This window comes from Nonomuraea sp. NPDC050202 (genome assembly GCF_040656115.1).
Lineage (GTDB): Bacteria > Actinomycetota > Actinomycetes > Streptosporangiales > Streptosporangiaceae > Nonomuraea.
The window spans coordinates 215,548-228,676 of record NZ_JBFALF010000002.1; the positions used below are offsets into that span (position 1 = coordinate 215,548).

The 13,129-nt window shown below is 71.7% G+C and carries 9 protein-coding genes; 3 read left to right on the forward strand and 6 right to left on the reverse strand.

From position 1 onward, the window contains the following. Positions 1 to 40: 40 nt before the first annotated feature. From AB0I79_RS06025 to AB0I79_RS06035, 3 genes are all read right to left on the reverse strand, one after another. Positions 41 to 970, reverse strand: a complete 930-nt coding sequence (locus AB0I79_RS06025; RefSeq protein ID WP_357867611.1) for an ABC transporter permease — start codon at positions 968 to 970, stop codon at positions 41 to 43. Continuing rightward, positions 967 to 1,977 (reverse strand): sugar ABC transporter substrate-binding protein, encoded by a 1,011-nt coding sequence (locus AB0I79_RS06030; RefSeq protein ID WP_357867614.1) that lies wholly within the window; start codon positions 1,975 to 1,977, stop codon positions 967 to 969. The genes AB0I79_RS06025 and AB0I79_RS06030 overlap by 4 nt, the downstream gene beginning before the upstream one ends. An 83-nt stretch (positions 1,978 to 2,060) precedes the next feature. Continuing rightward, on the reverse strand, positions 2,061 to 2,624 hold the full coding sequence (locus AB0I79_RS06035; protein ID WP_357867617.1) for a thioredoxin family protein: 564 nt from the start codon (positions 2,622 to 2,624) through the stop codon (positions 2,061 to 2,063). A 34-nt stretch (positions 2,625 to 2,658) separates the two neighbouring features. Between AB0I79_RS06035 and AB0I79_RS06040 the strand changes: the two genes are divergently transcribed. Further along, a complete protein-coding gene (locus AB0I79_RS06040) occupies positions 2,659 to 3,033 on the forward strand; it encodes a VOC family protein (RefSeq protein ID WP_357867620.1) in 375 nt (124 codons plus the stop codon). An 83-nt stretch (positions 3,034 to 3,116) separates the two neighbouring features. On the opposite strand, the gene AB0I79_RS06045 is transcribed toward AB0I79_RS06040, so the two are convergent. Then, positions 3,117 to 5,633, reverse strand: a complete 2,517-nt coding sequence (locus AB0I79_RS06045; protein ID WP_357867623.1) for a DNA topoisomerase IV subunit A — start codon at positions 5,631 to 5,633, stop codon at positions 3,117 to 3,119. Positions 5,634 to 6,036: 403 nt separating this feature from the next. On the opposite strand from AB0I79_RS06045, the gene AB0I79_RS06050 reads away from it, so the two are divergent. Both AB0I79_RS06050 and AB0I79_RS06055 read left to right on the forward strand, forming a co-directional pair. Next, a complete protein-coding gene (locus tag AB0I79_RS06050; protein ID WP_357867626.1) occupies positions 6,037 to 6,858 on the forward strand; it encodes a TauD/TfdA family dioxygenase in 822 nt (273 codons plus the stop codon). Positions 6,859 to 7,217: 359 nt separating this feature from the next. Beyond that, positions 7,218 to 9,332, forward strand: coding sequence for a RecQ family ATP-dependent DNA helicase (locus AB0I79_RS06055; protein WP_357867629.1), 2,115 nt, complete (start codon positions 7,218 to 7,220; stop codon positions 9,330 to 9,332). On the opposite strand, the gene AB0I79_RS06060 is transcribed toward AB0I79_RS06055, so the two are convergent. Both AB0I79_RS06060 and AB0I79_RS06065 read right to left on the reverse strand, forming a co-directional pair. Next, a complete protein-coding gene (locus AB0I79_RS06060) occupies positions 9,322 to 12,090 on the reverse strand; it encodes an ABC transporter substrate-binding protein (protein WP_357867632.1) in 2,769 nt (922 codons plus the stop codon). The genes AB0I79_RS06055 and AB0I79_RS06060 overlap by 11 nt on opposite strands. A gap of 57 nt (positions 12,091 to 12,147) precedes the next feature. Continuing rightward, on the reverse strand, positions 12,148 to 13,041 hold the full coding sequence (locus AB0I79_RS06065; protein ID WP_357867635.1) for a sugar kinase: 894 nt from the start codon (positions 13,039 to 13,041) through the stop codon (positions 12,148 to 12,150). Between the last annotated feature and the right edge of the window lie 88 nt (positions 13,042 to 13,129).

The following is a 13,129-nucleotide window of genomic DNA, read 5'->3' on the forward strand; positions in this document are numbered from 1 at the left end:
GATCGTAACGTCCCCGTGACAAGTTTGTGGATCTTTCCTGTCAAACACCTCGATGCCTGAGCCGCTGATCGAGACTCACCGCCCCCAGGATCAGCAGTCCTTCGACGATCGGACGGTAGGTGGTGTCCCAGCCGAGCAGGTTGAAGCCGTTCCCGATGAGCGTCAGGATCAGCACGCCCGCCATGCCGCGCCAGACCGCGCCCTGCCCGCCGAGGATGCTCGTCCCGCCGATCACGACCGCCGCGATGGCCGTCAGCTCCAGCAGGGTGCCCATGTCCGACTGTGCCGAGCCGCCCCGGGCGGCCAGCACCAGCCCGGCCAGGGCCGCGCAGACCCCGCTGATCGCGAAGACGCCCACGCGGACCGGCCGCACGCCGATCCCGGACAGCCAGGCCGCCGTGGGGTTCCCGCCGACCGCGTACACCCGGCGGCCGAACGTGGTGCCCGACAGCAGCACCGACGTGACGACGGCCACCGCGACCAGCAGCAGCGAGGCCGCGCTGACACCGCCCAGCACGGTCGGCCAGCTCAGCGACTGGAACGCCGCCAGCCGGGACGGGCCGGGGTAGACGATCGCGCCGCCGGTGACGACCAGCGCCAGGCCCCGGTGCACCAGGCCGAGCGCCAGCGTGACGATGAACGAGTGCACCCGCGACAGCACCACGACCACGCCGTTGACCGTGCCGAGCAGGGCACCGGTCGCGACCGCCGCCGCGTACCCGGCGGGGACGCCGGCGCGCTCGGTGACGACCACCGCGACGATGGCGCTCACGGCGAGCACCGCGCCGGCCGACAGGTCGAACACGCCGCAGATCACGCACAGCGTCATGCCGCACGCCAGCAGCCCCACCACGACGGCCTGGTCGAGCAGGTTGACGAGGTTCCCCGGCGTCAGGAACGTGTCCGTGGCCAGCGAGAGCAGCACCACCAGGGCCGCGGCCCCGGCGAGGATGCCGTGGTCGCGGGTCATTCGTCGTATTCGCCGCGCACCTGGGCCAGCGCGTCCTTGGTGCCCATGGCCGTGCCGGGCGCGACGTCGGTCATCACGTTCGTGGCGGGCACGCTGCCGCCCCGCGCCTTGGCCAGGCCCAGCTCCGCGGCCTTGGCGCCGAGGGTCTTGACGGGCAGGTAGTACGCGGCGAACCAGCGGCCCTCCTGGACCGCCTCGACGGTCTGGCGGGAGGCGCCGTTGGCCACGTACAGGATGTCCTTGCCCCTGGCCACGGCCTCGGCGCCGAGCACGGCCTGCGAGGAGCCGATGACCACGTCGATGCCGGGGTCCTTCTGCAGGATGTCCTGCATGGCCTTGCGCCCGCTCTCCTGCGTGTAGCCGCCCTCGGCCCGGGCCTTGACCCGCACGCCGGGCGCGGCCTCCAGCACGCCGAGTGCCGCCCGGGTGCGGGCGTTGTCCAGGGGCAGCGCCTTCAGGCCCTCCAGGTAGGCGACCTCGCAGGGGCTCGTCTTCCTGCTCCGGCAGGCCTGGACCGCCAGCCTGCCGAGGCCCTCGCCGTTCAGCGTGGGCACGTCGACGAGCGTGATCGTGCCGTCCACCTGCGGCTCGGCGGTGTCGTACCGGGTGCCGACGGGGGTGAACTGCACGACGACCGTGATCCCCGCCCGCACGGCGGACTGGATCGCCGGCACCACGGCCGCCCCGTCGTTGGCCTGCACGACGAACACGTCGAACCGCTTGGCCGTCACCGCGTCCTGGAGCTGCTGCACCTGGGCCGGGGCGTCGAAGTTGGGGTCGAGGAACTCGGCCGTGGCGCCGCTGGCCCTGGCGTGCTCCTCGACCCCGGCGAACGTGGCCGCGGAGAAGGAGTTGGCCTTGGCGAAGCCGAAGAAGCCGATCCGGTTCGCCGTGCCGGACGGGGCCGGGGCGGTGGCGCCGCCCGGCCGTTCAGCGGGGTTGACGCAGCCGGCGGCGAGCAGGGCCACCAGGGCCAGAGCGGGTAAGGCAGTCCGTGGTGCGACCATCACGGTCTCCATTCGCGTCGTCGGTGACTCGCCCGGGACTGCTGGTGATCATAGAGCGACGGAGCGAGAGGAGACCAGAAAGATCACATGGGTTCGTTGCCCGGCTTCCACTTGATGCCGCATCCGAGCGAGGGGTTCTGCTGCTCGGGCACCTGCCCGCCGTCGAGCAGGGCGTCGATGGCGGGCCGCAGGGACGAGCCGGTCACCGGCACGTCGTTGCCCGGCCGCGCGCCGTCGAACTCGCCCCGGTAGACGAGCTGGAACTGGGAGTCGTACAGGAAGAAGTCGGGGGTGCAGGCCGCGCGGTAGGCCTTGGCGACGTCCTGCGTGTCGTCCAGCAGGTACGGGAAGGTGAACCCCGCCCGGGCGGCCTGCTCCGCGAGGTGTGTGGGGTCGTCGTCGGGGTAGTTCACGCTGTCGTTGCTGCAGATGGCGACGATCGACAACCTCGCCCCGTAGTCCCTCGCCAGGGCGCCGAGGCCGGATTCGATGTGCCGCACGTACGGGCAGTGGTTCGAGAGGAAGACCACGAGAGTGGCGGGAGAGCCCTTGAGATCTTCCAGCGATACGCTGCCGCCGTCGATGGCGGTCAGGTCGAACGCGGGCGCGGGAGTGCCGAGCGGAACCATGAACGAGTTGGCAGCCATGGCACCCATTGTCTCGTGAAAGGAGCCGATAGGCATGGGCGGTATCGCCGAGTTCAGAACCGTCGTGCTGGACTGTCCGGATCCCCAGGGGCTGGCCGGCTTCTACTCCCAGCTGCTGGGCTGGCCGATCGTCTCGGCCGAGGACGACTGGGTGGTGGTCAGCGACGGCGGCTCGCCCAAGCGGCTGGCCTTCCAGCTCGCTCCCGACCACCAGCCGCCCGTGTGGCCCAGCACCGACCGGCCGCAGCAGTTCCACCTCGACCTCACGGTGACGGACATGGACGAGGCCGAGCGGCAGGTGCTCAAGATCGGCGCTACCAAGCACGAGCACCAGCCCAGCGAGGAGGACAGCTTCCGGGTGTTCCTCGACCCGGCGGGGCACCCGTTCTGCCTCTGCCGGGACGTGTAGGGCTCCCGCTGCGGCGGCCCGGGCCGGGCGATAGGGGACTGCTCCCGGGCGGGCCGCCGCAACGGGTCATGCCACCGCGACGGCTACTCGTCGGCGGAGTCGTCGCCGGAGTCGTCGGCAGCCGGGGCCTGGCCGCCCGGCCGCGGCTCGGGGCCGGAGCCGAGGGCGCCGCCGACGGCGCCGATCGTGTGCGTGAGCCGCACGCCGGACCCGTCCCTGCGGCCGACCTCCTCCGGCAGCGGCACCGGCTTGCCCACCGCCGAGACGGCCTTGGCGGGCGCCGGACCGGCCCAGGCCAGCAGCAACTCGTCCTCGCCCTTCAGGAACCGCTGGGCCCGCACACCGCCCGTCGCGCGCCCCTTGGCGGGGAACTCGGCGTAGTCGGACACCTTGCCGCCGCCCACCTGCGTGCCGGGCAGCGCCGTGGAGGAGCCGGCGACGGTGACCACGTGCGCGGGACGCTCGGGATCGACCACCCCGAACCAGATCACCCTGGCCCCGCCGTCGAGCCGGATGCCCGCCATGCCGCCCGCCGGACGGCCCTGCGGCCGCACGAGAGAGGCGGGGTAGCGCAGGAGCTGCGCGTCGGAGGAGATGAACACCAGGTCGTGGGACTCGGACTCCAGCTCGACCGCGCCCACCACGCTGTCGCCGTCCTTCAACGTGATCACTTCGAAGTCGTCGCGGTTGGCCGGGTAGTCGGGCACCACCCGCTTGACCACGCCCTGCGCGGTGCCCAGCGCCAGGCCGGGCCCGTCGGGGTCGAGGGAGCCCAGGCCGACCACCTTCTCGTCGGGCTGCAGGGAGACGTACTCGGACACCGGATGCCCGCCTGACAACGACGGCGGGTTGGCCGACGGCGGCAGCGTGGGCAGGTCGACCACCTGCACCCGGAACAGCCGGCCGTGGGAGGTGACCACGCCGACCTCGCCGCGCACGGATGTTCGCACCACGCTGAGCAGCACGTCGTGCGCCGTGCGCTCGCCCTCGCCGGGCAGCGGCGTGGCGTCGGGGGTGCGGGCCAGCAGGCCGGTCGAGGAGAGCATGGCCAGGCACGGGTCGTCGGCCACCTGGAGGTCCACCACGGGCGTGCGGGTCACGCCGGGCGCCTCCAGCAGGACCGTGCGGCGCGGCGTGCCGTACTTCTTGGCCACGTCGGCCAGCTCGCCCGAGACGACCTGGCGGAGCTTGGCCTCGGAGGAGAGGATCTCGGTGAGCTTGGCGATCTCGTCGCTCAGCGTCTCCTTCTCGCGGTCGAGCTCCAGCTTGTCGTAGCGGGTCAGGCGGCGCAGCGGCGTGTCGAGGATGTAGGCGGCCTGGATGTCGGTCAGGTCGAAGACCTCCATCAGGCGGGTGCGCGCCTGGGCGGAGTCGTCGGAGGAACGGATGACCTGGATGACCTCGTCGATGTTGAGCAGCGCGATGATCAGGCCGTCGACCAGGTGCAGGCGCTCCTCGCGCTTGCGCCGGCGGAACTCCGACCTGCGGCGCACGACCTCCAGCCGGTGGTCGACGTAGACCTGCAGCATCTCGCGCAGCCCGAGGGTGCGCGGCTCGCCGTCGACCAGGGCGACGTTGTTGATGCCGAAGGTCTCCTCCATCGGCGTCAGCCGGTAGAGCTCCTCCAGCACGGCCTCGGGGATGAAGCCGTTCTTGATCTCGATGACCAGCCGCAGGCCCTTGTGCCGGTCGGTGAGGTCCTTCAGGTCGGCGATGCCCTGGAGCTTCTTGCTGGTCACCAGCTCCTTGATCTTGGTGACCACGCGCTCGGGGCCCACGTTGTAGGGCAGCTCGGTGACGATGATGCCCTTGCGCCGCGGCGTGATCTGCTCGACCACGCACTTGGCCCGCATGCGGAACGTGCCGCGCCCCGTCTCGTACGCGTCGCGCACGCCCTGCAGCCCGATGATCGAGCCGCCGGTCGGCAGGTCGGGCCCCGGCACGTACTTCATCAGCTCGTCGAGCGTCGCGTCGGGCTTCTTGATCAGGTGGCGGGCGGCGGCCACGACCTCGACGAGGTTGTGCGGCGCCATGTTGGTGGCCATGCCCACCGCGATGCCGCTGGTGCCGTTGACCAGGAGGTTGGGGAACGCCGACGGCATGACCGTGGGCTCGGTCTCCTGGCCGTCGTAGTTGGGCTTGAAGTCGACGGTGTCCTCGTCGAGCGACTCGACCATGAGCATGGCCGCCGGGGCCAGCCTGGCCTCGGTGTAACGCATGGCGGCGGGCAGGTCGTCGGGCGAGCCGAAGTTGCCGTGGCCGTCGACCAGCGGCAGCCGCATGGAGAACGGCTGCGCCAGGCGGACCAGCGCGTCGTAGATGGCGCTGTCGCCGTGGGGGTGCAGCTTGCCCATGACGTCGCCGACAACGCGGGACGACTTGACGTGCCCGCGGTCGGGGCGCAGGCCCATCTCGCTCATCGAGTACAGGATGCGCCGCTGCACGGGCTTGAGGCCGTCGCGCGCGTCGGGCAGGGCACGCTGATAGATCACTGAGTACGCGTACTCGAGGTAGCTCGCGCGCATCTCGGCGGAGACGTCGATGTCGACGATCCGCTCCTCGAAGTCCTCAGGCGGGGGTGCAGTCGTGCGTCGGGCCATCTTGTGCTGCGCGGCTGCCTCGGCCGTCGCGCCGAGGGGAAGCGCATCCTCCTTCTGTTCTCGTGCTGTAACCGTAGCCGTCAGCCCGCTTGCGAAGCGTCAGATCGGCGTGCGAGGCGTCGACGTAACCTGCCCCCGTCGCGGGGATCCGACGTGTGTGCCCCTGGAGATGATGGCACGAGCCGGGTCTTGCGTGGCATATCCAGGGCGACGCTCACGCCACGGTAACGATCTTTCCGCATGCGGTCGACAGGTGCGATGAGAACGTCTGCTTCGGCATCCTACTCGATTTATCGCAGATGTGTTCGAGCAACGGATCGATCGCCTTCCAGCGTCTTGACCAAGCAATTGCTTGGGTCTTACGTTCTGTCCGAGGGGTTCCCGCCTGTTCACCGGAGGTGTCATGATCGAGTTCCATCCCGTGACCAAGCACATCGGCGCCGAGGTCACCGGGGTCGATCTGCGCAAGCCGCTGTCGCAGGAAGAGGTCGCGACCCTGCGGGCGGGGTGGCTCAAGCACCTCGTGCTGTTCTTCCGCGACCAGCCCATCGACGACGAGCAGCACCTGCAGTTCGCCCTGAACTTCGGCACGCTCAACCATCCCGCCTTCAAGAAGGACTCCACCAGCCCCATCCACGTCCTCGACCAGACCTCCCCCAAGGGTGAGGGCGGGGACGAATGGCACAGCGACAACACCTTCGAGCCGACACCGCCCATGGGGTCGCTGCTGCGCTGCGTGCAACTGCCCAGCGTGGGCGGGGACACGTGCTGGGCGAACACGTACCTGGCGTACGAGACGCTGTCGAAGCCGATCCAGCGGCTGTGCGACGAGCTGACGGCCGTGCACGACATCACGATGTCGATGAAGAAGGCCATCGCCAAGGGCCACCCGTTCGACCTGGCGGAGATCCAGGCGAAGTGGCCGCCGGTGGAGCGGCCCGTGGTGCGCGTGCACGCCGAGACCGGCCGCAAGGCGCTCTTCGTCAACCGCGCCTCCACGACGCGGCTGGTGGGGCTGAGCGACCGGGAGAACGAGGCGCTGCTGCCGTACCTGATCGACCACATCCGGTCGCCTGAGTTCCAGCTCCGCCTGCGCTGGCGCCCCGGCACGCTGGCCTTCTGGGACAACCGCCCGACCCAGCACTACGCCGTCGCCGACTACACCGAACGCCGCCGCATGCACCGCGTCACGATCAACGCCTTCCCCGAGCACGCGGACAAGTGACCCTCCCCACGGCCAGGAAGACCCTCTGTTACGGCACGGCCAAAGGCACCGCCACCCGCCGCGCGGGGCTGAGGGCCTCCAGGAGAACGCCCGCTGAACCCGCACGTGGCCGGCCGCCGTCACGTGCGCCCGCTTGACCGTCGAGGTGGTTGAAGGGCGCCGTGCCCCGCCACGCCGCCCTTGAACCACCTCGACGGCCCACGTGGCGCGCGTCGCGGCGGCCCGCCCGTGAACCGGAGGAGCGTCTCCCTGGACAGGGGCCGGCCACGGGCGGCGGGTGGGGTGAGGGCGGCCTGCCGTAAGGGCTGGAAGTGGTTTTGAGGAGTGAAGAGAACAGCGCGTCTGGTAACAAGGGGGGCATGATTGATGCCCCCGATGCCGCGATGCTGCGGGAAGAGGCGGAAGAGCGCCTTCAGGCGCTCGCCGGCGACCACGCTCGCCTCCGTGACGACCAGTGGGCCGCCATAGAGGCGCTGGTGCTCGACCGGCGCAGGGTGCTGGTCGTGCAGCGGACCGGATGGGGCAAGTCGGCCGTCTACTTCGTGGCCACCGCCCTGCTGCGCGAGCTCGGCGAGGGCCCCACCGTCATCGTCTCCCCGCTGCTCGCGCTCATGCGCAACCAGATCGCCGCCGCCGAGCGCGCGGGTATCAGGGCCGTCACGATCAACTCCGCCAACCCCGAGGCGTGGGAGGAGATCTACGGCCAGGTCGCCGAGGGCATGGTGGACGTGCTGCTGGTCAGCCCGGAGCGGCTCAACAACCCCGACTTCCGCGACAACGTCCTGCCCGAGCTGGCCGAGAGCGCCGGGCTCGTGGTGGTCGACGAGGCCCACTGCATCTCCGACTGGGGCCACGACTTCAGGCCCGACTACCGCCGGCTGTCCACGCTGTTCGCGGAGCTGCCGCCGGGCATCCCCGTGCTGGCCACCACCGCCACCGCCAACGCGCGCGTCACCCGCGACGTGGCCGAGCAGATGCGCCTGCCGGCCGAGCTGCGGCCCGAGGGCGACGACACGCTGGTCCTGCGCGGGCCGCTGGAGCGCGAGAGCCTGCACCTGAGCGTCGTCCGCCTGCCCGGCGCCGAGCAGCGCCTGGCCTGGCTGGCCCAGACCCTGCGCGAGCTGCCCGGCTCCGGCATCGTCTACACCCTCACCGTGGCCGCCGCCCACGAGATCGCCGGCTACCTGCGCGAGCAGGGGCTGGAGGTGGCCGCCTACTCCGGGCAGACCGAGCAGTCCGAGCGGCTGGCCGCCGAGGAGGCGCTGCTCGGCAACAAGATCAAGGCGCTGGTGGCGACGAGCGCGCTCGGCATGGGCTTCGACAAGCCCGACCTGGGGTTCGTGGTGCACGTGGGCGCGCCGCAGTCGCCGGTCGCCTACTACCAGCAGGTCGGACGGGCCGGCCGCGGGGTCGAGCGGGCCGAGGTCATCCTGCTGCCCGGCACCGAGGACCGCGACATCTGGGCGTACTTCGCCTCGCTGGCCTTCCCGCCCGAGCCCGTCGTCCGCGCCACGCTGCAGACGCTGGAGGAGCGGGGCGTCATGTCCACCCCGGCCCTGGAGACGGCCGTCGACCTGAGCCGCAGCCGGCTGGAGATGATGCTCAAGGTCCTCGACGTGGACGGAGCCGTCCGCCGCGTCAAGGGCGGCTGGGAGGCCACCGGCGAGCCGTGGGCGTACGACGCCGAGCGCTACCAGCGCATCGCCGCCGAGCGCCGGGCCGAGCAGGAGGCCATGCTCGCCTACCTCACCACGACCGAGTGCCGCGAGCAGTTCCTGCGCAGGCACCTCGACGACGACACCGCCACGCCGTGCGGCCGCTGCGACAACTGCACGGGGCGGCACCGCTCGCCGGAGATCGGCGCGCAGGCCGTCGAGAGCGCGCGCGAGCGGCTGAGCAGGCCGGGCGTCGAGATCGAGGCCCGCAAGCAGTGGCCCACCGGCATGCCCGACCTGTCCGGGCGGATCAAGCCCGAACTGGGCGCCGAGCCCGGCAGGGCGCTCGGGCGGCTGACCGACATCGGGTGGGGCAACCGGCTGCGCGAGCTGTTCGCCGGGGAGGACGGGCCGGTGCCCGACGACCTGTTCGCCGCCGTGATCAAGGTGCTGGCCGCCTGGGACTGGCGCGAGCGGCCCGTCGCCGTGGTGAACGTGCCGTCCGCGTCGCGGCCCCTGCTGGTGCGCGGGTTCGCCGAGCGGCTGTCCCAGGTCGGGCGGCTGACGTACCTGGGCGAGCTGGGCTACCGGTCCGGCACGCCGGGCAAGCAGTTCAACAGCGCCAAGCGGGTGCAGGCCATCAGGGGCACCCTGGCCATGCCCAAGGAGCTGGGCGCCGCGATCGCCCAGTGCGGCGGACCGGTGTTGCTGGTGGACGACCGCGTGGACACCGGGTGGACGATGACGCTCGCCGCCGCCCAGGTCCGCCACGCCGGCGCGCCGGCCGTCCTGCCGCTGGCCCTGGCGGTCACGAGCTGACGGCGTCCACCCCCATGGTCACCAGGTCGTAGTCGCCGAACACCGGGCTGACGTGCAGGTTCGTCGCCGTGACGCCGCGCAGCAGCAACGCGCGGCGCCACGTCGTCGGAACCAGCACCGCCTCCTCGGCCACCCGCCGCTCCGCCTGCGCCCACAGCCCGGCCCTGGCCTTCGGGTCGGGCTCCGCGACCGCCCTGTCCAGGAGCTCGTCCACGGCGGGCAGCCGCACGGTGAGGTTGACCGACGGCTGGTCCTCCACGAGCTCCCTGCTGTCCACCAGGGCGGGCAGGTACGTGTAGGTGTCGGGCCAGTCGGGGGCCCATGCCTTGGCGATCAGCCCCACGCCCTTCTTCTTCAGGTTCGCGGGGACGCCCCCGAACTCCTTGTGGAACTTCTCCACCGGCGCGTGATCCAGCGTGACCTTGATGCCGACCTTGGCCAGGCTGTTCCGCACGGCCTCCGCGGCCTCCTTCTCGCCGGGGAGCTCGCGGTAGATGTAGGTGGTGCTGAAGCCGTCCGGCCGCCCGCACCGCGTCAGGGCCTCGCGGGCGCGGGCCTGGTCACCGCCCGGAGACAGGTCGGGGTCGCGGTAGTGCTCGCCGGGCAGGTCCGGTGGCACCAGTGACGTGGGCGCCTGGTCCGGCACCGCGCGGGAGGCGGTGGACACGGCCTCCAGTTCGAGCGCGCGGACCACGGCGCGGCGGCACTCCAGCTTGTCGAGCGGCGGCACCTGCGGGTTGATCCCCAGGGTGCGGACGGCCACCACGGGGGCGTCCGCGCGTGCCTTGAGCGCGGGGTCGGCGAGGATGCGCGCGTACGCGTCTTCCGGCAGGAAGCCGCCCATCTCGGTGTTGCCCGCCTCCAGCAGGCCGGTCACCTGGCCGGCGTCCATGCCGTAGGTGAACACGAAGCGGTCGGGGAGCGCCGTGCGGTTGGGGTCGGTGGCCGCGTCCCAGTGGGGGTTGCGGGCCAGCGCGACGTAGTCCTCCCTGGTGCTCTCGATCCGGTACGGCCCGGAGGACACCACGGCCGACTTGTAGTCCTGGCGCGTGTCGCGCGCCTTCGGCACCGGGATCGTCTCGGGCAACTGGACGACGTGGTCGAACGTGGCCAGCGGCTTGCGCAGGTGGAAGACGATCGTCCTGTCGTCCGGGGTCTCGATCGCCCGGTCGGTGTCGGCGTCCGGCGACTTGTAGGGGCCCTCGTAGTCGCCGGGGAGGTCGAGCAGGACGTCGAAGAACAACCCGCCCTGGGCGAAGCCGGGGTCCATGCTGCGCAGCACCGCGTACTTCACGTCCTGCGCGGTGATCGGCGTGCCGTCCTGATATTTCACGCCTTGTCGGAGCTTGTAGGTCCAGGTCTTGCCGCCGTCGCTCACCTGGCCGAGGCTCTCGGCCAGGTCAGGGACGATCTCCGTACCCGCCGGGCCCGGCGCGGGCTTGAACAACGTCAGCGAGCGGCCGTAGAGGCGCACCATGTTCCGCGAGTACGTCGAGAACATGTCCGCCGGATCGGTGGATTCCAGCAGGGACTGCGAGGACACGCGCACCGTGCCGCCCTTCTCGCGGGACGGGCGCACGACGGAGGCGAGCGCGCTGCCGTACCCGCCGGCGGCCGGGCTCGTCGCGGGGTTCCTGGCGAGGTCCGCGGCCGGGGTCGGCGTCGGGCTCCCGGCGCCGTTGAGCCGCACGACCGCCCAGGTCGCGAGCCCCACGACGAGCGCCGTAGCCGCCGCGCTCAGCGACACCAGCAACCTTCGCCCGCCCTTCGCCCGCGGCGCCGTCACCGCTCCCGGACCGGGCGAGTACGGCGCCGGCTCCCATCGGGCCCCCGCCGGCCCTCCCGGAGCAGGTGAGGACCCCGGCGATGCCCATCGGCCCCCCGGCCCGCCCGCGCCGCCGCCGGCACGCGGCGCGGGAACGGCAGGACCCGCCTGCGGCACGCCTGCCGGCCCCGAGGTGCGGATGAGCTCCTGCAGCAGCCGGTCGGCCGTGGGCCGCTGATGCGGGTCCTTGGACAGGGCAGCCCGCAGCAACGGCACGAGCGAGCCGGGCACCCCCGATAAGTCGGGCTCCCCGTTCATGATCCGATGCATCACCACCGGCAACGCCCCGAACCCGAACGGCCCCCGCCCCGTGGCCGCGAACACCATGGTCCCGGCCCACGCGAACACGTCACTGGCAGGCAGCGGCTCGCCCAGGAACTGCTCGGGCGCCATGAACGCGGGAGTGCCCACCACGCTCGTGCTCACGCTCTGGCTCACGTCCAGCGCCCGCGCGATCCCGAAGTCGATCACCCGCGGCCCGCCAGGCCCGAGCAGCACGTTGCCCGGCTTGAAGTCCCGGTGGATCACTCCGGCCCGGTGGATGGCGGCCAGCGCGGTGGCGGTGGACACGGCCAGCCGCACCAGCGCCGTCGCCTGCATGGGCCCCTCGGCGGTCACCTGCCGGTGCAGGGAGGGCCCGTCGACGTACTCGCCCACGATGTACGGCCGCCCATCGGCCTCACCCACGTCCAGCACCCGCGCCGTGCAGAACTCGGCCACCCGCCGCGCGGAGTCGGCCTCGCGCAGGAAGCGCCGCACGGCCCGCTCGTCCTCGGTGAACCTCGCGTGCAGCAGCTTGACGGCGACCTGCTCCCCGGACGGCGACAGCCCCAGGTAGACGCTGCCCTGCCCGCCCTCGCCGAGGAATCCGGTGAGCTCGTAGGAGGCGATGGAGGACGGATCACTCGAACGCAACGGGCGCACGCCGGCCATCGGGCTCCTCATCCACGCGCAGTCAGGGATCTTCCACCCTAATGCCGGCGAACGAGCCTAGAACGGCGGTCGCGCACCCAGATGCATGATCGCCTTGGCTGCCAGCCGGCAACCGGAGGACAGCGCCTCGGCCGGCGGCTTGCCCTCCAACCAGGCGGGCAGGAACCCGGCGCAGAACGCGTCACCCGCGCCCGTGCCGTCAACGATCTTGTCGACCGGGTCGGCGGCCACGTGCACCGGGTCGGGGCGGCCGTTGCTGAACCACAGCGCGCCCTCGGCGTTCATCTTGATCACGACCTGCGGGAACCACGCGGTCAGCACCTTGGCGGCGGCCTCGGCGTCGTCGCGGCCGGTCAGCACCTTCGCCTGGTCGACGTTGGCGAACAGCAGCTTGGCGCCGTTGGTCCACTCGAGGAACGGCTCGGCGCCGGTGCGCTCCAGCGGCGCCGAGGAGGCGCAGTCGACCGAGATCGACATCCCGGAGCGCCTGGCCATGTCGAGCGCCGCGAGCCCGGCGTCGCGCGAGCCCTCGTTGATCAGCGTGTAGCCCGACAGGTGCAGGTGCGCGCCCTGGCCGAACAGGTCGCGCGGCAGGTCCTCGGGAGACAGGGCGGCGTTCGCGCCGGGGTCGGAGAGCATCGTGCGCTCACCCTTGTGGGTGACCAGCACCACGCAGGTGCCGGTCGGCCGCTCGGGATCCATGACGAGCCGGGCGTCGACGCCGTAACCCATCAGCTCCATGTCGCGGTTGCGCCCCGTGATGTCGGCGCCCCTGCGGCCGATGAAGGCCACCTCGGCGCCTTCGACGGCCAGCCAGGAGGAGATGTTCGCCCCTGAGCCGCCGCCGTGCATGGTCACGATCGCCGGGGTGTCGCTCGCCCGGGCGAGCGCATAACGGGCGCGAGCGACCGCGTCGGTCATGAGATCGCCCACCACGACGACCCGCGTCATGATGCCACCACCTTGCTGCCTTCAGATCGAGCCTGACCACGGCTGAAACGCCACCGCAAAAGTAACAGCTTCCGGGCTGCCCGTGGGG